Source organism: Bradyrhizobium sp. dw_411, from assembly GCF_018449695.1.
GTDB lineage: Bacteria > Pseudomonadota > Alphaproteobacteria > Rhizobiales > Xanthobacteraceae > Bradyrhizobium.
Genome location: NZ_JAAVUY010000005.1, coordinates 131,889 through 151,592 on the forward strand (window position 1 = coordinate 131,889; position 19,704 = coordinate 151,592).

Consider the following 19,704-nt stretch of genomic DNA (forward strand, 5'->3'; position numbering starts at 1 on the left):
AGGCCCTCGGCAATTCGCGCCGCTTATTTCGCGGGCTCCAGCAGCGTGACGTAATTGGCCACCGCCGCGCCGCCCATGTTGAAGATGCCGCCAAGCTTGGCATTCTTGATTTGCATGCCCTCGGGCGCTTGCCCGACCAATTGCATCGCGCTCATCACATGCATGGAGACACCGGTGGCGCCGATCGGATGGCCCTTGGCCTTCAATCCGCCGGACGGATTGATCGGCAGCTTGCCGTCCTTCTGGGTCCAGCCTTCCTTGATGGCGCGAGCGCCCTGCCCGCGCGGCGTCAATCCCATCGCTTCATATTCGATCAATTCGGCGACGGTGAAGCAGTCATGGGTTTCGACGAACGACAAATCGGAAAGCTCGACGCCCGCGGACTGTAGCGCGCGCTGCCACGCCACGGTGCAGCCCTCGAATTGCAGGATATCGCGCTTCGACATCGGCAGGAAATCCTGGGCATGCGCGGTCGCGCGGATGTTGACGGCCTTGCCCATGGTCTTGGCTGTCTCGGAATCCGTCAGCACCAGCGCCGCCGCGCCGTCCGAGACCAGCGAGCAATCGGTACGCTTCAAGGGACCCGCCACGAACGGGTTCTTTTCGCTTTCGGAACGGCAGAATTCGTACCCGAAATCCTTGCGCATCTGGGCATAGGGATTGGCGACGCCGTTCTTGTGGTTCTTGGCCGCGATCATCGCCAGCGCATCGGACTGGTCGCCGTATTTCTGGAAATACGCCTGCGCGATCTTGCCGAACACACCGGCGAACCCGCCGGGGGTATCGCCATCCTCGGGCAGATAGGATGCGCGCAGCAGGTTGCGGCCGATCTCGGGTCCGGGCGTGCGCGTCATCTGCTCGACGCCGACCACCAGCACGATCTTTGCCGCACCTGAGGCAATCGCCCGCACGCCCTGATGAACAGCGGCCGAGCCGGTGGCGCAGGCATTTTCCACGCGCGTCGCCGGCTTGAACCGCAGCGCCGGATCGGCCTGCAGCACCAAGGCGGCTGTAAAATCCTGCGGCGAGAAGCCGGCGTTGAAATGCCCGAGCACAATCTCATCGACATCGCCGGCCGAAATCCCGGCATCCGCCAGCGCATCGGTCGCCACCCGAACCACGAGGCTCTCGACGGTTTCGGTATCGAACTTGCCAAACGGCGTATGAGCCCATCCGACGATGCTGGCGGTCATGGCACACTCCTTTAGAAAAATACCAACGGATCAAGCGACGAAGTTACCACCCAATTCGTCCTCGATGTGAATCCGGATGATGTCGTCGAAAGTCTTCTCGGCGGTAGTGAAGCCGAGCGACACCGCCCGTTTGACTTCGAAATTGCGCGGCCAGCCTTCGACAATGCCCATGATAAACGGGTCCGGCTCACGCTTGATCCGCGCGACCACCCTGTCGCCGGCGACTCGCTTCAACGCGGCGATCTGCTCACCGACCGTAGCCGACAATCCGGGCATGGAAAGGTTACGGCGCGGACCTGCCGTTGCGGTGTCCATGGTCGCAGCATGAATCAGGAAGCCGACCGCCGAGCGCGGCGAGGCATGCCAGTGGCGAACATCTTCCGGCACCGGCAGGATCGCTTCCTTGCCGGACAGCGGTTCGCGCAGGATGTTGGAGAAGAACCCCGACGCCGCCTTGTTGGGCAGGCCGGGACGAATGCAGATCGTCGGCAGGCGGATGCCGATGCCGTCCATGAAGCCACGACGGGAATAATCCGCCAGCAGCAACTCGCCGATCGTCTTCTGGGTGCCGTAGCAGGACAATGGCGTCTGGAAGAATTCGTCGCCGATCGCATCCGGATATGGCGCGCCGAATACGGCAATCGACGAGGTGAAGACGACCCGGGGCTTATAGCCGCCACCGATCGCCCGGATCGCATCGAACAGCATCCGCGTGCCGTCGAGATTGATACGATAGCCCTTGTCGAAATCGAGTTCGGCTTCGCCGGAGACGATCGCCGCCAGATGGAAAATCACGTCGGGCTTATCAGCGACCAGTTTTTCCGCCGCACCCGGCACCGCGAAATCGCAGGTCACGGTATCGACCGGAAATCCCGCCTTGTCGGGCTTGGCAGGCGCGACCACGTCCTGCAACGTCATGCGGGTGATATCTCGTTTGCCGAGACGCCCGTCGCGCACCAGCCGCTCGGTCAATTTGCGGCCAACCATGCCGGCGCCGCCCAAAACCAGAATATGCAAGACCCAACTCCTTGTTGTTTTTTATTCAGCCTGCGGGGCCTGCGCGCTTACTCTTTCACGGCTCCGGTCATCGCCGACACGTAGTGCTCGACAAAGAACGCGTAGAGGATGACCAGCGGCAGCGAGCCGACCAGCGCGCCCGCCATCAGCGAACCCCATTTGTAGATATCGCCATCGACGAACTCGTTCACGATCGCGACCGGAACGGTCTTGTTCGGCGTCGATTGCAGGAAAGTGAGCGCGTAGATGAATTCGTTCCAGCACAGCGTGAAGGAAAAGATGAAGGCCGAGATCATGCCTGGGATCGCCAGCGGGACGATGATCTTGGTCAGGATCTGCCAGCGCGACGCGCCGTCGATCAGCGCGCATTCCTCAAGCTCATAGGGAATGGTCTTGAAATATCCCATCAACAGCCAGGTCGAGAACGGAATCAGCAGCGTCGGATAAACCAAAATCAGCGACAGCGGCGAATCGAACAGCCCGTAGGCCTGGATCACCGAGGCCAGCGGAATGAACAGGATCGACGGCGGCACCAGGTAAGCAAAGAAGATCAATACGCCGACCGCGTCTGCGCCCTTGAATCGCAGGCGCACGATGGCATAGGCCGCGAGCACGCTGGCGATGATCGACAACGTCGTGGCGCCCACCGCCACATACATCGTGTTCCACAGCCAGCGCGGATACTGGGTTTCGAACAGCAGCTTGCTGATGTGCTTGAAGGTCGGATGGATCACCCAGAACGGGTTGTACTTGTTCATGTCGATCAGCTGTTCGTCGGGTTTGATCGACGTCAGCGCCATCCAGTAGAACGGAAACAATAGTACGATCAGGATCACGAACAGCGGGATATAGAGCGTCACCACACGGCGCGGCAACGACTCCAGATAGCTCATGCCGTCGCTTTCATCGCTCTGGCTGGTGACTTTTGACGGCAGGACGGAATCAGTCATTGTTCGATCCTTGCTGCCATTTACGGCGCTGCATGCCGAACCAGGAAATCGCGATCGCCGCCATCAGGAACGGGATCATGGCGGTGGCAATCGCCGCACCCTCGCCGAGCCGGCCGCTGATGATGCCGCGCTGATAGCTCAAGGTGGCCATCAGATGCGTGGCATTGACCGGACCACCGCGCGTCAGGGCCCAGATCAACTGGAAATCCGTGAACGTGAACAGCACCGAGAAAGTCATGACCACGGCGATGATCGGGGTCAGCAAGGGATAGGTAATGTACCGAAAGCGCTGCCAGTTGGTGGCGCCGTCGAGCACCGCGGCTTCATAGAGAGAAGGCGATACCGTCTGCAGTCCGGCCAAGAGCGTGATCGCGACAAAGGGAACGCCGCGCCAGATATTGGCGAAAATCACGCTGCCGCGCGCCAGATTGGAATCGCCGAGAAAGTTGATGTTGTGGTCGATCAGGCCGAGTTTGATCAGCGACCACGAGATGATCGAGAACTGGGAATCATAAATCCACCAGAACGCGATGGCCGACAGCACGGTCGGCACGATGAATGGGATCAGCACGATCGAGCGGATCATCGCCTTGAACGGCATATGCCGGTTCAACAGCAGCGCGAGATAGAGACCGATCGCGAATTTGATGGCGCTGGCGACAATCGTATAGAGCAGCGTGTTGAACACCGAGAGCCAGAAGATCGCGTCGTCCCACAGCCATTCGTAATTCTCAAGCCCGATGAAAACACCACCGCGGCCGATCCGCTCATCGGTAAAGCTCATCCAGACGCCGAGCCCGAGCGGATAGGCCAGAAACAAGATGAGAAATGCCGCCGCCGGCAACATGAACCACAACGCCACCCAGTTGCGGTTGGTCCGCAGCCGCGACCATAGCGAGCGCGTGTCGACCGCGGCCGCCTGCGCCGGCATCGATGTCTGAAGGGTACTCATCTCGCTCCAATTCCAAACCTGAAGACGACGCCCGGCCTTATCTTAAAGCCGAGCGTCGCTCAGATATCCAGCAGAAATAAGCCGGCGCGGAACCCCGCGCCGGCCGTCTTGTTTACCGGAAGATGCGCTTGGCGGAACGTTCCGCCGAAGCCATCGCCGTCTTCACATCTTCTCGACCGGTGCAGTAGTTCGCGAACATGTCGACCAGCACGAAGTCGGCAATCGCGGCCGCTGCGTTCTCACCCATCTGGCCGACACCCGCCGGTGTGTTCGCCAGCGTGGCGACTTCGCGGTACGGCGTATTCTTGGGGTCGGCGGTCCAGATCGGGTTTTTGGTGTAGTCGTTCAGGAACGGCGAGAGATAGCCCTGCGCCGCCTCGATCCACGGATTGTATTGCTCCGGCTCGAGCAGGAAGGCGGTGAACGCCTTGCAGGCCTGCGGATATTTGGTGAAGGTGAACACCAGGATCGGGAAGCTCAGATTGAGCTCCCGGGTTTTGCCATCAACGCCGGCCGGCAGATGGGCATGGTTCATGTCCTCGGCGATTTGCGGATTTTCCTTCCGCGCCGTGACATAGATCGAAATGCCGTTGACGGTCAGATAAAGCTGACCCGCCAGGAACGCCTTGTTGTTGGAACTGTCGTTCCAGGACGCGGTGCCCGGAATGAAGTTGTCATACAGTCCCTTGACGTAGTCGAGCGCCTTGGCGGTTTCCGGCGAGTTGATGACAACCTTGTTGCTCTTGTCGATCAGATTGCCGCCATGGGCCCACAACGCCCAATGCAGCCAGCCATTGGCATCGCCCGAGGCATGACCGAGCGCCATGCCGGCGGGGGTACCGTTCTTGTTCATGCCCTTGATCAGATCGGCGAAACCGCCGAGGTCCTTCGGGAATTCCTTATGGCCAGCTTTTTCAGCCGCGGCGACACGGTAATTCACCAGGCTTCCGGTGGCCGCAACGGGAATACCGATCCACTTGCCATCCGCCTTGCCATAGGCCTCGCCCGAGGGCGCCCAGCCACCGCATTTCTTGCCGAGATAATCGGCCACGTCGGTCATATCCACGCACTTGCTCGGGAACAGGAACGGCAGGGAGTACAGACCCCAGACCAGATCGAGGCCCTGCCCGGTGTTGGCCGCGACCGACGCCTTGGGCTGGATATCGTCATAGGATTCATTGGAAACGTTGATGGCCACGCCGGTCGCCTTCTGGAAGGCATCGACGATCTTCATGAACGCAACGTCCTCGGCTTCGACGAAGCGCTTCCAGCGCAGCAGATTGATCTTGGCGCCCGGTTCCGGCTTCCACGGTGCGGCCTGCGCCCAGGCCTTGGCGAGGCCCAGCAATTGTTCGCTCGACATGGTCGCCGCAGCCGCGAGCAAAGTGCCGCCGCCCTTCAGCAAAGACCGCCGATCCGGAGTAAAGCTATTCATCGTACGTGTTCTCCCCTGTTTTACTGGTTCTTCTTCGACCAATTGTTTTTCGATAAATTACAGCCGCTTGCCGGTCGCGTCGTCGAACAGATGCACGAGCGACGGATCCGGTTTCAGCCGGACCTTGTCGCCCGGCTTGAATTGATGACGTTCGCGGAATACCGCAACGACCTGCTGTCCGCCCAGCTTGGCAAACACCTGGGTCTCCGATCCCGTCGGCTCCACCACGACAATCTCGGCTTCCGCGCCGTCGTCCGCGATGGTGAAATGCTCGGGCCGAACCCCATAGACCGCCGGCCGGCCGTCGGAATTGGCCGGCGCCGACTTGAGCGGCAGTTTCACGCCATTGGGGCCCTCGAAACCGGCGCTGCCGTTGATCCTGACATTACCTTTAAGGAAATTCATCGCCGGCGAGCCGATGAAACTCGCGACGAACTGGTTGTCCGGCCGATCATAGAGTTCCAGCGGTGAGCCGATCTGCTCGACGATGCCGTCATGCATCACCACGATCTTGTCGGCCATGGTCATGGCTTCGATCTGGTCATGCGTCACATAGACCGTGGTGGTCTTGAGGCGCTGGTGCAACTCCTTGATTTCGGTGCGCATCGCGACCCGCAGCTTGGCGTCGAGGTTCGACAAAGGCTCGTCAAACAGAAACACCTGCGGATCGCGCACAATGGCGCGTCCCATCGCGACGCGCTGGCGCTGTCCGCCGGACAATTGCCGGGGATAGCGATCGAGCAGCGGCGTCAGGTCCAGGATTTCCGCGGCCCGCTTGACGCCCTTGTTGATCTCGTCGGCGCTGGCACCGCGCAGTTTGAGCGAAAACGCCATATTGTCGGCGACCGTCATATGCGGATAGAGCGCATAATTCTGGAAAACCATGGCAATGTCGCGCTCTTTGGGCTGGACATTGTTGACGACGCGGTCGCCGATCGAAATGGTCCCGGACGTGATGTTTTCGAGCCCGGCGAGCATCCGCAGCAAGGTCGATTTGCCGCAGCCGGAGGGGCCGACCAGCACCACAAAGGCGCCGTCCTCGATCGGAATCGACACGCCGTGCAAGACTTCAAAGCCGCCAAACGATTTTCGCACGTCGCGGATTTGCACTGACGACATAAAAACCCTCCCGAATACGCTCTTGGCCCGCGGCGAATGCCGCGGTCTTGCTTGATTTGACTGGGGTCTTACCAGACTTTTTCGGCGATGTCGTTGGATCAAAGTCGTAGTCGATCGCCCCGTGCGCGAACGTTGCGAAGCGCGCGGTGACATGCGAACATTGGATGCCCATACGAAATGACGCACAAAAATAAGGCGTGTGCGCTGCGGGAGAACCCATGAACAAGCCGCTTGCCGGTGTCAGCCGGCGCAAACTCCGTTCCAGCGAATGGTTTAATAACCCCCACAACCCCGGAATGACCGCGCTCTACCTCGAGCGGTACCTCAATTACGGCCTGACCCGGCACGAATTGCAATCCGGCAAGCCGATTATCGGAATCGCGCAGACCGGCAACGACCTGTCGCCGTGCAACCGCCATCACCTTGAATTGGCGCACCGGGTCCGTGAGGGAATCCGCGCCGCCGGCGGCATCGCGATGGAATTTCCGATGCATCCGATCCAGGAGACCGGCAAGCGCCCGACCGCGGCGCTCGATCGTAACCTCGCCTACCTCGGATTGGTCGAAATCCTGTTCGGCTATCCCCTCGATGGCGTGGTCCTGACCACGGGCTGCGACAAAACGACCCCAGCCTGCCTGATGGCCGCGGCTACCGTGAATTTGCCGGCGATCGTGCTGTCGGGCGGGCCGATGCTGAACGGCTGGCATAATGGCGAGCGCACCGGCTCCGGCACCGTGGTCTGGAAAGCCCGCGAGCAGATGGCCGCCGGCGAGATCGACTATGAGGAGTTCATGAATATCGTGGCCTCGTCGGCGCCGTCGGTGGGCCATTGCAACACCATGGGCACGGCATCGACGATGAATTCGCTGGCCGAAGCGCTCGGCATGTCGCTGCCAGGCTGTGCCGCGATCCCCGCGCCCTATCGCGAGCGCGGCCAGATCGCCTACGAGACCGGCACACGCATCGTCGGGATGGTGTGGGAAGATCTGAAACCATCCGACATCCTGACGCGCAAGGCGTTTGAAAACTGCATCGTCGTCAATTCGGCGATCGGCGGCTCGACCAATGCGCCGATCCATATCAATGCGCTCGCCCGCCATATCGGCGTGGAGCTCTCGATCGACGATTGGCAGAAGCACGGCCACGAGATTCCGCTGCTGGTCAACATGCAGCCGGCCGGATTCTATCTCGGCGAGGAATATCATCGCGCCGGCGGCGTGCCCTCGGTGGTGCGCGAACTGATGGAGCACAAGCGCATCCATGAGGACGCCTTGACCGTCAATGGTCACAACATGGGCGACAACTGCCGCAATGCGCCAAAACCCGACGGTGACGTGATCCGCAGTTACGACAAGCCGCTGGTCAAGGACGCCGGCTTCCTGGTGCTGCGCGGCAATCTGTTCGATTCCGCGATCATGAAGACCAGCGTGATCTCCAAGGAATTCCGCGACCGCTATCTGATCAACCCCAAGGATCTCAACGCCTTCGAAGGCCGTGCCATCGTGTTCGAGGGACCGGAGGATTATCACCACCGGATCGACGATGCTTCGCTCAACATTGACGAGCATTGCATCCTGTTTGTGCGCGGCACCGGGCCGATCGGTTATCCCGGCGGCGCCGAGGTCGTGAACATGCAGCCGCCCGCCGCCCTCATCAAGCGCGGCATCCTGTCCCTGCCCTGCATCGGCGATGGCCGCCAGTCCGGCACGTCGGGTTCACCGTCGATCCTGAATGCAACGCCGGAAGCCGCCGCCAATGGCGGGCTCGCCATCCTAAAGACCGGCGACATGGTTCGCATCGATCTCAACAAGGGCAGCGCCAACATCCTGATCTCCGACGATGAGTTGAAACGCCGTCATGCGGACTTGAAAGCCAAGGGCGGTTTCCCCTACCCGGCCAACCAGACGCCGTGGCAGGAACTCTATCGCTCCACCGTCGGCCAGCAGGCCACCGGCGCCTGCATGGAGCTGGCGACGCGTTATCACGACATCGCCGGCAAGGTCGGCGTGGCGCGGGATAATCACTGACGCAAACCGTTGCCGTCATTGTAACAATCGTCATTGCGAGCGAAGCGAAGCAATCCACACTTTACGCCAAAGAATGGATTGCTTCGTCGCTTCGCTCCTCGCAATGACGAAAAATTTCAAACAAATTGAATAAGGGAGAGCAACAATGTCAGACCGCCTGAAAGGCAAACGCGCATTCGTCACGGCCGGCGCAGCCGGTATCGGGCGCGCCTCGGCCATCGCCTTTGCGCGCGAGGGCGCCACGGTGTTTGCGACCGACATCGATGAAAAGGGCCTGGCGCAACTCGCCAAGGACGGCGTGGCGGAAGTGGCAAAGCTCGATGTGCGCGACAGCGCGGCGGTCGCGGCAATGGCAAAGCGCGTCGGCAAGGTCGACATCCTGCTCAACGCGGCGGGTTTCGTGCACAACGGTACCGTTCTCGACTGTTCCGACGACGACTGGGATTTTTCGTTCGATCTCAACGTCAAATCGATGCACCGGACCATCCGGTCTTTCCTGCCGAGCATGCTCGAAGGCGGTGGCGGCTCGATCGTCAACATCTCGTCGGCGGCCGGCGTGTTCAAGGCTGCGCCCAATCGCTACGTTTACAGCGCAACCAAGGCCGCCGTCGCGGCGCTGACCCGCGCGGTCGCGACCGACTTCATCACCAAGGGCATTCGTTGTAATTGCATCTGCCCCGGCACCATCGAAACGCCGTCGATGCTCAACCGCGCCGCTGCCGCGGGTCCGGGCGGGCGCGAGATGTTCGTCAGCCGCCAGCCGATGGGACGGCTCGGCACCGCCGACGAGATCGCCTCGCTCGCGCTCTATCTCGCCAGTGACGAAAGCGCGTTCACCACGGGCGTCGCGCATATCATCGATGGCGGCTGGACGCTTTAAATAAGGGAACATCATCATGAACAAGATCGATCTGAACGGCCGCTGCGCCGTCGTTACCGGCGGCGCGCAGGGTTTTGGACGCGCGATCACCGAACGTTTTGTCGCGTCAGGCGCGAAGGTCGCAATATGGGATCACGACCAGCCCCTCGCCGAAAAGACCGCCAGGGAAATCGGCGCCGGCGTCACCGCCTTCAAGGTCGACGTGACGGATCTCGCTGCCGTCGAGAAAACCCGGGACGCGACGCTAGCTGCCTTCGGCAAGATCGACATACTCGTCAACAATGCCGGCATCGCCGGGATCAACAAGACGGTGTGGGAAACTGACCTCGATGAATGGCGCAAGGTGCTGCGCATCAATCTCGACGGACCCTTCATCTGCTGCAAGGCGATCGTGCCGACGATGGTCAAACAGAAATACGGCCGTATCGTCAACATCGCCTCGATCGCCGGCAAGGAAGGCAATCCCAACGCGGCGCATTATTCCGCCTCGAAGGCCGGCCTGATCGCGCTGACCAAATCGCTGGGCAAGGAACTGGCCGCCTACGATATCGCCGTCAACGCCGTCACCCCCGCCGCGGCGAAGACCGCGATCTTCGACCAACTGACGCAGCAGCATATCGACTTCATGCTGTCGAAGATTCCAAAAGGACGTTTCGTGCTGGTGGAAGAACTCGCGGCGATGGCGGCTTGGCTGGCCTCGGAAGACTGCGCCTTCTCTACCGGCGCGGTGTTCGATATTTCCGGCGGCCGCGCGACGTATTAGAGCTTGGAGCGTTTTCCAAAATTAGAGATTCCGTTCCGATTAAATCGGAACGGAATCTCTGGAGACGTCTGACAGCGAGAGCACCATGATCAGGGAAGGCGGATGCCTGTGTGGTGCGGTCCGGATCAAGGCCCGGGGCGAGCCGATCAATGTCCGCGTCTGTCACTGCCGCAAGTGCCAGAAGGCGATGGGCTCGCCGTTCTTTGCCCGCGCGCTGTTTCCCCAGGATGCCTTGACGGTTGAGGGCGAGAGCGCCGCTATCCCTCTTCTCCGGCCACCGACAGAGTGTTTTGCAAGACCTGCGGCACCCGCCTGATGTCCTGGCGAACCAACGGCACGGCGGCCGGCGTCGCGCTGGCGACATTCGACGACCGCAACGCGTTCGCACCCACCGAACACATCTGGGTCAGCGAAAAAATACATTGGGTAAAACTCGACGACGGACTACCACAATATCCGGAACAGGTGCCCTAGCTCGGCCCAACCGGTCAGGATGATCCGTGAACACCACCCTTTATGACGTCTCGGTCTGGGTAATACCGCTCGTGATCGCCATCACCTTTCACGAGGCCGCCCATGGCTTTGTCGCGCATCATTTCGGCGACAACACCGCCTGGGACCAGGGCCGGGTCAGCTTCAACCCGCTGCGGCACATCGATCCGTTCGGCACCCTGATCATGCCGGCCATCCTGCTGCTGTCGCACTCGCCGTTTCTGTTCGGCTACGCCAAGCCGGTGCCGGTCAATTTCCGCGCCCTGAACAATCCGCGACTGGACATGGTCTGCGTGGCGCTGGCCGGGCCGGCCACCAATATCGCCCTGGCGCTGATCGCGGCGGCGGCGTTTCACCTGCTGACCTATGTGCCCGAAAACGCAGCCCAGTGGGTGGCCGACAATCTCAAAAACGCCCTTGTCATCAACGTCATCCTTGCGATCTTCAACATGATGCCGATTCCGCCGCTGGACGGCGGACGGGTCGCGGTCGGCCTCTTGCCCCGCGTGCTGGCGGCGCCGCTGGCCCGGCTGGAGCCCTACGGGATGCTGATCCTGATCGGCATTCTGATCCTGCTTCCGCTGGCGGGTTCGCAGTTCGGTCTAAATCTTGATGTTATTTCGGCGATACTGCGCACAACCACCGGCTATGTGATTCAGTGTATCCTCGTCGTAACCGGTAACAGCTAGACTCTCTCGCCAACCTGAGCCCCAAACAATTCCAACCCGCCGGAAAGAGCAGAGGCCGTCTTGATCAAAGCTGCGGACATGATGATCGCGCGACGTGCCGATACCAGGGCTCGCGCCGATTTTGCGACCTGGAAGATGATGGCGAAGCTCAATGGCGCCTCGTCCCTGCCCGCCGAGGCCCAGACCTTCCTGGTCAGCTACAGGGAATTGCTCAAGGCCATGACGGAACCGCAGGCCAGCGACGCCACCATCAATTTGATCTACCGAAGCTATTACGCCGAGATGGGGGGCGTCGGCGAAGCGCCTGACGTCAAGGCTCAACCGGTCGGTCAGGTGACGGACAACGTCACCGCCTTCAAGCGCCCGCCGCCGCCGCGGCCCAAAAAGGCCACCGGTCCGGACGGCAAGTCCCGGCTACCCGTCGCGCTGATCTTTGCCTGCCTCGTTGTCGTGTACACCGGCTTTCGATATCTGCTGCGGTGACAGTTTGACGGCAGCCGCAATTTTACACGGCGCGGCGGCATCCGTTCTAACGAGCCGTCATTTCGGCTTTTCGAAAATCACATCCATATCGAAGTTGAACGTATCCTCAGTCAATTCCATCGGCGGCTCCGGCACCGGGTCGGAACGGCGGACCATTGAAACCGCCGCCTGATCAAACGCCGCATCGCCCGACGACCCCACGACATTGACGGATACGACGTTGCCACGGCGGTTGAGCACAAGATTGACCTTTACCTTGGTCTCCTTGCTCCTGTTCTCCGGATAGCGCTGATGCAGCTTGATAAAGGCGCTGATCTTCTGGCCCCATTTCGCGGTGAGCAGCTGTTTGTCCTTGCCGATGCCGATGTTCGGCGCTCTTGCCTTGTCGGCCTCGGGGGCGTTCTCGTCGAGCGTCTTTCTTGAAGACGCTTCCTGGGCAGGCGTTTCTTCCGAAGCCTGAGTCTGCACGGCGGCGACCTTGGGGTCGTCTTCCTTGGGCTTCTTCGATTCGTTCAGTGTGACGATACGGTCGGGGTCCTCGGCCTCCACCGGACGATCCTTCGGCAGGTCCACCTCCTTGACCTCGGCCTGCTGCTCGGGAACCTCCGGCGTCGCCTGCATTTGATCCGCATCAGGTCCCGGCGGCAGTTCGTCATCGGGAACCTTCGGCGAAGCCATCTCGACGGCAAACTCGGCCCCACTCGCACCCAGACCATCAAGCCCGTCCTCGTCGGCGCGCAGATGCGCGACCGCGAGCGCCGCTCCGCCAAGGTGAAGCGCGAGCGCCGCCACGGCCGCGAGAATCCACAGCCGCCGGGATGGCTTTTGTTCGAGATCAGGGTCGGTCATCGCTCCGCCGTCAGGGCTTCGCAGTTTCAGTTGTCGGGGCGGTCGCGGCAGCACCCGGAGCGCCCTCAAGCGCGACCAGTTTGATCTTCGAATAGCCCCCATCGCGCAGGAGCTCCATCACGCCCATCAACTCGCCATAGGGTACCGAGCGATCGGCGCGCAGGAAGACGTAGCGATCCCTGTTCATATCAGCCAGGGCATCGAGCGAGTGAATCAAGTCGGTCCGCCTCACCAGATTTTCTCCAATCGCGAGCGTCAGATCCGGCTTGATGCTGACATAGGTCGGCTTGTCCGGCTTTTTCTGCGGGGTCGCGCTTGAGGTCGGCAGATCTATCGGGAGATCGACCGTCGATAACGGCGCCGCCACCATGAAGATGATCAGGAGAACGAGGATGACGTCGATGAACGGCGTGACGTTGATCTCGTGCGATTCCGAAAAATCGTCGTCGTCATCCGTATCTGTGATCGAAAAAGCCACCGCCTACTCCGCTGCGCGCGAATGCGCCCCGCTGGCAGAACTGACATGGGTGCGATCGAGATCGCGCGACAGCAAGCGCCCCGCGGCACCCGACGAGCGGCTGACGAGTTCGAGATAGCCTTTCGTGACCCGCGTGAAGTGATTGTAGATGATCACGGCCGGAATCGCCGCGACCAGGCCGAAGGCCGTGGCCAGCAACGCTTCGGCGATGCCCGGCGCGACGACGGCCAGATTGGTGGTCTGCGACTTCGAGATGCCGATAAAGCTGTTCATGATGCCCCACACGGTGCCGAACAGTCCGACGAACGGCGATGTCGCGCCGATGGTTGCCAACAGGCCCATGCCGAGCCGGATCCGGCGAGATTCGGCGCGCACGATCTCCGCGAAACTCGACGCCGCCCGTTCCTTGATGCCGCTATCGCTGGAAATTCCAGCCGACAGCCGCGCCTCGCGCATCGCCGCCGCCAGCAACGCCGACAACACGCTGTCCTTGGCGCCGAGCGCGAATTGCGCTTCCGCCAGCGACCGTGAATCGCCGATCTTGTTAAGCGCCGCACGGAGCTTGCTTTGGACAAGCGACAGTTCGATCATTTTGGCGATGAAGACGGTCCACGTCACCAGCGAGGCGAAAGCGAGCCCGATCATGACGGCTTTGACCAGAATGTCAGCCGACATGAACATTGACCACGGCGACAATTCGCGCGGCACGATCGCCGTCGCTTTCGGCGATCGGCTGTCATCGGCAGGTGTTGCGGTTGCGTTGGTGGCCGCTGGCGGCGTGGGTTGAACCGCGGCCGGGGGAGCCGGTGCGGGCTGAGACACGACGGGCTGAGATACTGCGGGCTGCGACACCGCGGGAGCCTGCGGCGCTGTCGGCGCGGCCTTCTGCTGCGCGAATGAAGGTTGCGTCAGCGACAGCACCACCAACGCGAACAGCACGCGATAGATCGTTCGAAAATGTGAGATGTTCATACTTCGGCCCAGCAGCACTAAGAGATTGCGACAGATACCGGTCAATTTGACGATGTCAGCGTCATCTCGCCCCGCACACACACTCCACCAGACTCTGAATTGCGGTATCGAGATCGAAAGTCAGGCCGCGGATGCAAGCTTGCCGTATCATGCCCCGCCGTTGGAAAAAAGGCGCGACGGCTCACGCAGTGCCTGTTCGAAACGATTCTAATCTTCAGTTTGAAACCATTCTAAAACACGGCGTAAGTGTTCACGGTTACGTTACGAAATGGCGGTTCAAACCGAACGATTCAGACGTCATCAGACTCGGCAATCATCGCAGCGGCGGAATTCAAAACCGCACGCGGTACCTTCGCAGGTGCACTCAGGAAGTGATGATTTCCGGCGGAGCGGATTACTTGGCCGCGACCGTACCAGGGGACTCGGCAAAGCCTTTGATCCGATCCTTGATGTCCTGGAGTGTTTCGAGGCTGGTTTCGAGCGCCGTCACCGAAACATCCTGCAATACGTCGGTCGCAATGGATTCGCGCAGGCTGTCGAGATCGTCGGCAAGCTGGCGGCCTGCCGTCGTGAGAAACAGGCGGTTGGCCCGGCGATCCCGGGGGTCGTGCCGGCGCTCGACCAGGCCGTGTTCGACCAAACGATCGAGCAGGCGCACCAGCGAAATCGGTTGCAATTCGAGCACATCCGCCAGGTCGACCTGCGACAGCCCCTCCTGCTCACGCAGGCGGAACAGGACGATCCACTGCGCTCGGGTGGTGCCCCGACCCTTGGCGCGATGATCGATGTAGTTGCGCAGCAGCCGCGAGCTTTCGATAAGTTGTGTAATTAACTGCTTTTTCAGGTCCAGTGACATGGATTGGGCGGTTCCCAAACGTTTCAAAATGTTTAGTATTTTTCCGATGATAGTGTGTTTACACATTAAGTGCACGCATATTATATCTGGGTGACTATGAACCTTTTTGAAGACCCGGTACTCTAAATTTTTGAACTAGCAGGGCTGAACGGGCTGACATGAAAAAGTCACGGACGACAACTTGGGTTTTGGTGCTCCTGGTCGCGGGCGCAGCGGGCTATTACGGCTGGCAGCGCTATCAGGGCGAGGACCGGGCTGCGGCAGCCGCCAACGCGCAAAAGGCTGCGGCCCGTGTTGCTGTCCGTGTAGCCGTCGCGCCGGTCCAGAAATCCGACTTTCCGGTCTATTTGACCGGGCTAGGAACCGTGCAGGGCTTTAACACCGTTGTCGTGCGCACGCGCGTCGATGGCCAGATCGATAAAATCGCTTTCAAGGAAGGCCAGGAGGTCAACCAGGGCGACCTGCTCGCTGAAATCGATCCCCGGCCATATCAGGCCACGCTGGATCAGGCCAAAGCCAAGAAAGAACAGGACGAGGCCAATCTGGCCAACGCCAATCTGGATTTGCAGCGCTACACCAAGCTCGGCGAATTCGCGACCCGGCAGCAGCTCGATACCCAGCGCTCGACCGTTCAACAGTTGACGGCACAGATCGCTGCCGACACCGCGGCCATTTCCAACGCCCAGACCCAACTCGACTATACCGCCGTCAAGGCGCCGATCTCGGGCGTCGTCGGCCTGCGCCAGGTCGATATCGGCAACATCGTCAATGCGGCGACCCAGACCGGGATTGTAACGATCGCCCAGATCGAGCCGATTTCCGTGATTTTCACCGCGCCGGAAGATCAATTACCCTATATAAACGAGGCACAGGCGATTCAGCCGCTCAAGACCATCGCGATTACAACGGATGGCAAGAAGCCCCTCGCAGAAGGAAAACTGGCGGTGGTCAACAATCAGGTCGACTCCACCAGTGGAACCATTCGCCTCAAAGCCGTGTTCGATAACAAGAACCACGCATTATGGCCTGGCCAGTCCGTCTCGACGCGGCTTTTGGTGCAGACGCTAAAGGGCGCCACCGTGGTTCCCGACGAGGCGATCCAGCACGGCACCGAAGGCCTCTACGCGTTTATCGTGAACCAGGACAACAAGGCTGAGTTGCGCAAGGTCAAGGTCAGCCAGTCGATCGACGGACGCTCGGTGGTCGATACCGGTCTATCGCCCGGCGAGAAGGTCATCACGGCGGGCCAATACAAAGTGCAGGCTGGCACGCTCGTCAGCACTGCTGTGGCCAGCTCGGATCCGGCGCAACCCAAGGTACGACAAGAATGAGCCACGCTCCGACAGGAACGACGGGAACCGGCGAAGGCATTTCAGCGCCGTTTATTCGCTATCCTATCGGCACGTCGCTGATGATGGCCGGCATTCTGTTTGTCGGCCTCGTGGCCTATCCGCTGCTGCCGGTCGCGCCGCTGCCGCAGGTCGACTTCCCCACCATCCAGATCACCGCAACGTTGCCGGGCGCGAGCCCTGAAACCATGGCATCGTCGGTCGCGCAGCCGCTGGAGCGGCAATTCGCGCAGATTCCGGGCATCGCCCAGATGACCTCGACGAGCTACCTCGGGACGGCCTCCGTCACGATCCAGTTCGACCTCAACCGCAGTATCGACGGCGCCGCCAACGACGTCCAGGGCGGCATCAACGCCGCCAGCGGTCAGTTGCCCAAGAACCTCCCCTCGCCCCCGACCTATCGCAAGGTCAATCCGGCGGATTCGCCGATCCTGCTGTTGTCGGCGACGTCAGACACGCTGCCATTGACGACCGTCAGCGACGCCGTCGATGCTCAGCTTGCGCAACAGATCAGCCAGATTTCCGGCGTGGCGCAGGTCACGATCGGCGGCCAGCAAAAACCGTCGATCCGCGTTCAGGTCGATCCCGCCAAACTGGTCGCCAAAGGCCTGTCGCTGGAAGACGTCCGCGCCTCGATCAACATCACCACGACCGACAGTCCGAAGGGCAACATCGACGGCGAGACCCGCGCCTATACGATCTACGCCAATGACCAGATGCTGGATCCGAAAGAATGGAACGACGTCATCATTGCCTATCGCAATGGCGGCCCGTTGCGGATTCGCGACATCGGTCAGGCGATCATGGGGCCGGAGGACGCCAAGCAAGCGGCCTGGGCTGGCGGCAAGCGGGGCGTGTTCCTGGTGGTCTACAAACAGCCGGGCGCCAACGTCATCGACACCGTCGACAAGATCAAGTCGCTGCTGCCGAGGCTGGTGGCGGCGATCCCGCCCGCGATCCAGATCGCGGTCATCAGCGATCGTACCCAGACCATCCGCGCCGCCGTCGAGGACGTCCAGTTCACGCTGCTTTTGACCATCGCGCTCGTCGTCATGGTGATCTTCATCTTCCTGCGAAGTTTCTGGGCAACGGTGATTCCGACCGTGACCGTGCCGCTCGCCCTGCTCGGCGCCTGCGCACTGATGTGGGTATTCGGCTACACGCTCGATAACCTGTCCCTGATGGCTTTGACCATCGCGGTGGGCTTCGTGGTCGACGACGCCATCGTGATGCTGGAAAACATCACGCGCTATATCGAAGAAGGCGAGAAGCCGATGGCGGCCGCCTTCAAGGGCGCCAGCGAAATCGGTTTCACCATCGTCTCGATCAGTATTTCGCTGGTCGCGGTGCTGATCCCGCTCTTGCTGATGGGCGGCATCATCGGACGCCTGTTCCGCGAATTCGCCGTCACGCTGACCATGACCATTTTCGTGTCGATGGTGGTGTCGCTGACGCTGACGCCGATGATGGCATCCCGCTTCCTGCGCGCGCACAACGAAAACCAGCAGCACGGCAAGCTCTATCAGTGGAGCGAGCGCGGTTTTGACGCGATGCTGCACGCCTATGAGAGCGGTCTCGACCTTGCCATGCGCTGGCGGTTGACGACGCTCGTGATCTTCTTCGCGACGCTGGGATTGTCGGTCTATCTGTTCGTCATCATTCCGAAGGGCTTCTTCCCTCAACAGGACGTCGGCCTGATCACCGCCACGTCCGAAGCGGCGCAGGACATCTCCTTTGCAGAAATGAAGCGGCGGCAGGAGGCTCTTGGTGCAATCGCCATGGCCGATCCCGCCGTCGACTCGGTGGCGATGGCGATCGGCGGCAACGGCCGCGCCGGTAACAACGGCAGCGTGTTCATGCAGTTGAAACCGCGCAATGAACGCGACGTCTCCGCCCAGCAGATCATCTCGCGCCTGCGTCCGCAGCTCGAAAAGGTCCAGGGCGCCCGCCTGTTCATGCAGGCCGCGCAGGACGTGCGGCTCGGCGGCCGGCCGACTCGAACGCAATTCGAGTTCACGCTGCAGGATGCCAATCTCGACGAACTCAACGAGTGGGCGCCGAAGATTCTGGCCAAGATGAAAACGCTGCCGGAGTTGCGCGACGTTGCCACCGACCAGCAGACGGAAGGCACCACGCTTCAGCTGAAGATCAACCGCGACACCGCCTCGCGCTATGGAATTCAGCCGCAACTGATCGACGACACGCTGTATGACGCGTTCGGACAGCGCCAGGTCACGCAATATTTCACGCAGCTCAACAGCTACCACGTGATCCTGGAGATCCTGCCGGAGCTGCAGGGCAACATCGACACGCTCAACAAACTCTACATCAAGTCGCCACTAACAGGCGAACAGGTGCCGCTAGCGACATTCGCGACCTGGACCAACGTGCCGGTGCGCTCGCTCTCGATCAGCCATCAGGGCCAGTTTCCGGCGATCACGATCAGCTTCAACCTCGCGCAGAACGCGGCACTTGGGCAAGCGACCGACTCCGTGCAACGGGCGATGGCCGAACTCGGTACGCCCGCCACGCTCAACTCAAGCTTCCAGGGTACCGCGCAGGCGTTCCAGCAGTCGCTCGGCACTGTGCCACTGCTGATCATGGCGGCGCTGGTGGTCGTGTATCTGATCCTCGGCATTCTCTATGAAAGCTACATTCACCCGCTGACGATTCTGTCGACGCTTCCCTCCGCTGGCGTCGGCGCGCTCGCGATCCTGATGGCGTTTGGATACGACTTCAGCCTGATCGCGTTGATCGGCATCATCCTCCTGATCGGCATCGTCAAGAAGAACGGCATCATGATGGTCGACTTCGCGATCTCTGCCGAGCGCGACGAGCATCTGTCGCCGGAACAATCGATCCGAAAGGCCGCCATCCTGCGGTTTCGTCCGATCATGATGACGACGATGGCGGCGATGCTCGGCGGCGTGCCGCTGATGCTGGGGACCGGCACCGGATCGGAAATTCGCCAGCCGCTCGGCTACGCCATGGTTGGCGGTCTCATCGTCAGCCAGGCGCTCACGCTGTTCACGACGCCCGTGATTTATCTTTATCTCGACAGGCTTTCGAACGCGTTTGCGGGCTGGGGACGCTCGAAGAATGACGAGGGTGACGACATCGCCGAGCACAGCGCGGTCAAGGAAGCCGCCGAGTGACTTGACTTTAATTGCTGGCCACCGCATCGGGATGCATTGATCCCG

The 19,704-nt window shown here is 60.9% G+C and carries 17 protein-coding genes and 2 pseudogenes; 8 read left to right on the forward strand and 11 right to left on the reverse strand.

Features of this window, described 5'->3' with window-relative positions:
• Positions 1–23: 23 nt before the first annotated feature.
• The 6 genes from HB676_RS09880 to ugpC form a co-directional block, all read right to left on the reverse strand.
• On the reverse strand, positions 24–1,193 hold the full coding sequence (locus tag HB676_RS09880) for an acetyl-CoA acetyltransferase (RefSeq protein ID WP_213737603.1): 1,170 nt from the start codon (positions 1,191–1,193) through the stop codon (positions 24–26).
• Between the two features lie 30 nt (positions 1,194–1,223).
• Positions 1,224–2,210 carry a D-erythronate dehydrogenase gene (denD, locus tag HB676_RS09885; protein ID WP_213737604.1) on the reverse strand — a complete coding sequence of 329 codons (987 nt, stop codon included), beginning with the start codon at positions 2,208–2,210 and terminating at the stop codon, positions 1,224–1,226.
• 47 nt (positions 2,211–2,257) lie between these two features.
• Complete coding sequence (locus tag HB676_RS09890) at positions 2,258–3,160, reverse strand: carbohydrate ABC transporter permease (protein WP_213737605.1); 903 nt, start codon at positions 3,158–3,160, stop codon at positions 2,258–2,260.
• Complete coding sequence (locus HB676_RS09895; protein WP_213737606.1) at positions 3,153–4,112, reverse strand: sugar ABC transporter permease; 960 nt, start codon at positions 4,110–4,112, stop codon at positions 3,153–3,155. Before HB676_RS09895 ends, HB676_RS09890 begins: the two co-directional genes overlap by 8 nt.
• A gap of 112 nt (positions 4,113–4,224) precedes the next feature.
• The gene (locus HB676_RS09900) at positions 4,225–5,547 is read right to left on the reverse strand and encodes an ABC transporter substrate-binding protein (protein WP_213737607.1); all 1,323 of its coding nucleotides are present in this window, start codon (positions 5,545–5,547) and stop codon (positions 4,225–4,227) included.
• A 57-nt stretch (positions 5,548–5,604) separates the two neighbouring features.
• A complete protein-coding gene (gene ugpC, locus HB676_RS09905) occupies positions 5,605–6,666 on the reverse strand; it encodes a sn-glycerol-3-phosphate ABC transporter ATP-binding protein UgpC (protein ID WP_213737608.1) in 1,062 nt (353 codons plus the stop codon).
• A gap of 218 nt (positions 6,667–6,884) precedes the next feature.
• On the opposite strand from ugpC, the gene HB676_RS09910 reads away from it, so the two are divergent.
• From HB676_RS09910 to HB676_RS09935, 6 genes and pseudogenes are all read left to right on the forward strand, one after another.
• Positions 6,885–8,693 (forward strand): IlvD/Edd family dehydratase, encoded by a 1,809-nt coding sequence (locus tag HB676_RS09910; protein ID WP_213737609.1) that lies wholly within the window; start codon positions 6,885–6,887, stop codon positions 8,691–8,693.
• Positions 8,694–8,838: 145 nt separating this feature from the next.
• Complete coding sequence (locus tag HB676_RS09915) at positions 8,839–9,573, forward strand: SDR family oxidoreductase (protein WP_213737610.1); 735 nt, start codon at positions 8,839–8,841, stop codon at positions 9,571–9,573.
• Positions 9,574–9,589: 16 nt separating this feature from the next.
• Positions 9,590–10,336, forward strand: coding sequence for an SDR family NAD(P)-dependent oxidoreductase (locus HB676_RS09920; protein WP_213737611.1), 747 nt, complete (start codon positions 9,590–9,592; stop codon positions 10,334–10,336).
• Between the two features lie 85 nt (positions 10,337–10,421).
• Positions 10,422–10,810, forward strand: a pseudogene (locus tag HB676_RS09925) (GFA family protein).
• Between the two features lie 26 nt (positions 10,811–10,836).
• Positions 10,837–11,517: a site-2 protease family protein gene (locus HB676_RS09930; RefSeq protein ID WP_213737612.1), complete on the forward strand. Its 681-nt coding sequence runs from the start codon at positions 10,837–10,839 to the stop codon at positions 11,515–11,517.
• Between the two features lie 60 nt (positions 11,518–11,577).
• Positions 11,578–12,000, forward strand: coding sequence for a hypothetical protein (locus HB676_RS09935; protein ID WP_249780154.1), 423 nt, complete (start codon positions 11,578–11,580; stop codon positions 11,998–12,000).
• A 57-nt stretch (positions 12,001–12,057) separates the two neighbouring features.
• Here the strand turns inward: HB676_RS09935 and HB676_RS09940 are convergent, their stop codons facing one another.
• The 5 genes and pseudogenes from HB676_RS09940 to HB676_RS09955 all read right to left on the reverse strand — a co-directional run bounded on the left by HB676_RS09940 (position 12,058) and on the right by HB676_RS09955 (position 15,155).
• Complete coding sequence (locus HB676_RS09940; RefSeq protein WP_213737613.1) at positions 12,058–12,849, reverse strand: TonB family protein; 792 nt, start codon at positions 12,847–12,849, stop codon at positions 12,058–12,060.
• 10 nt (positions 12,850–12,859) lie between these two features.
• Complete coding sequence (gene exbD, locus HB676_RS09945) at positions 12,860–13,327, reverse strand: TonB system transport protein ExbD (protein WP_213737614.1); 468 nt, start codon at positions 13,325–13,327, stop codon at positions 12,860–12,862.
• A gap of 3 nt (positions 13,328–13,330) precedes the next feature.
• The gene (gene exbB / locus HB676_RS09950) at positions 13,331–14,299 is read right to left on the reverse strand and encodes a tonB-system energizer ExbB (protein ID WP_213737615.1); all 969 of its coding nucleotides are present in this window, start codon (positions 14,297–14,299) and stop codon (positions 13,331–13,333) included.
• Between the two features lie 18 nt (positions 14,300–14,317).
• Positions 14,318–14,477: pseudogene (locus HB676_RS33775) on the reverse strand (PKHD-type hydroxylase); the annotation flags it as partial.
• A 216-nt stretch (positions 14,478–14,693) separates the two neighbouring features.
• Positions 14,694–15,155: a MarR family transcriptional regulator gene (locus HB676_RS09955; protein WP_213737616.1), complete on the reverse strand. Its 462-nt coding sequence runs from the start codon at positions 15,153–15,155 to the stop codon at positions 14,694–14,696.
• Between the two features lie 158 nt (positions 15,156–15,313).
• Here HB676_RS09955 and HB676_RS09960 point away from each other — a divergent pair, with 158 nt between their 5' ends.
• Positions 15,314–16,486, forward strand: a complete 1,173-nt coding sequence (locus HB676_RS09960; protein WP_213737617.1) for an efflux RND transporter periplasmic adaptor subunit — start codon at positions 15,314–15,316, stop codon at positions 16,484–16,486.
• Positions 16,483–19,659 (forward strand): efflux RND transporter permease subunit, encoded by a 3,177-nt coding sequence (locus HB676_RS09965; RefSeq protein ID WP_213737618.1) that lies wholly within the window; start codon positions 16,483–16,485, stop codon positions 19,657–19,659. The genes HB676_RS09960 and HB676_RS09965 overlap by 4 nt, the downstream gene beginning before the upstream one ends.
• The last annotated feature ends 45 nt before the right edge of the window (positions 19,660–19,704 follow it).

What these genes read in the sequence shown, in the direction of transcription:
- HB676_RS09880 (WP_213737603.1), bottom strand. Translation starts at nt 1,193, where the DNA reads ATGACCGCCAGCATCGTCGGATGGGCTCATACGCCGTTTGGCAAGTTC.
- HB676_RS09890 (WP_213737605.1), bottom strand. Translation starts at nt 3,160, where the DNA reads ATGACTGATTCCGTCCTGCCGTCAAAAGTCACCAGCCAGAGCGATGAA.
- HB676_RS09895 (WP_213737606.1), bottom strand. Translation starts at nt 4,112, where the DNA reads ATGAGTACCCTTCAGACATCGATGCCGGCGCAGGCGGCCGCGGTCGAC.
- HB676_RS09900 (WP_213737607.1), bottom strand. Translation starts at nt 5,547, where the DNA reads ATGAATAGCTTTACTCCGGATCGGCGGTCTTTGCTGAAGGGCGGCGGC.
- ugpC (WP_213737608.1), bottom strand. Translation starts at nt 6,666, where the DNA reads ATGTCGTCAGTGCAAATCCGCGACGTGCGAAAATCGTTTGGCGGCTTT.
- HB676_RS09910 (WP_213737609.1), top strand. Translation starts at nt 6,885, where the DNA reads ATGAACAAGCCGCTTGCCGGTGTCAGCCGGCGCAAACTCCGTTCCAGC.
- HB676_RS09915 (WP_213737610.1), top strand. Translation starts at nt 8,839, where the DNA reads ATGTCAGACCGCCTGAAAGGCAAACGCGCATTCGTCACGGCCGGCGCA.
- HB676_RS09920 (WP_213737611.1), top strand. Translation starts at nt 9,590, where the DNA reads ATGAACAAGATCGATCTGAACGGCCGCTGCGCCGTCGTTACCGGCGGC.
- HB676_RS09940 (WP_213737613.1), bottom strand. Translation starts at nt 12,849, where the DNA reads ATGACCGACCCTGATCTCGAACAAAAGCCATCCCGGCGGCTGTGGATT.
- exbB (WP_213737615.1), bottom strand. Translation starts at nt 14,299, where the DNA reads ATGAACATCTCACATTTTCGAACGATCTATCGCGTGCTGTTCGCGTTG.
- HB676_RS09955 (WP_213737616.1), bottom strand. Translation starts at nt 15,155, where the DNA reads ATGTCACTGGACCTGAAAAAGCAGTTAATTACACAACTTATCGAAAGC.
- HB676_RS09960 (WP_213737617.1), top strand. Translation starts at nt 15,314, where the DNA reads ATGAAAAAGTCACGGACGACAACTTGGGTTTTGGTGCTCCTGGTCGCG.
- HB676_RS09965 (WP_213737618.1), top strand. Translation starts at nt 16,483, where the DNA reads ATGAGCCACGCTCCGACAGGAACGACGGGAACCGGCGAAGGCATTTCA.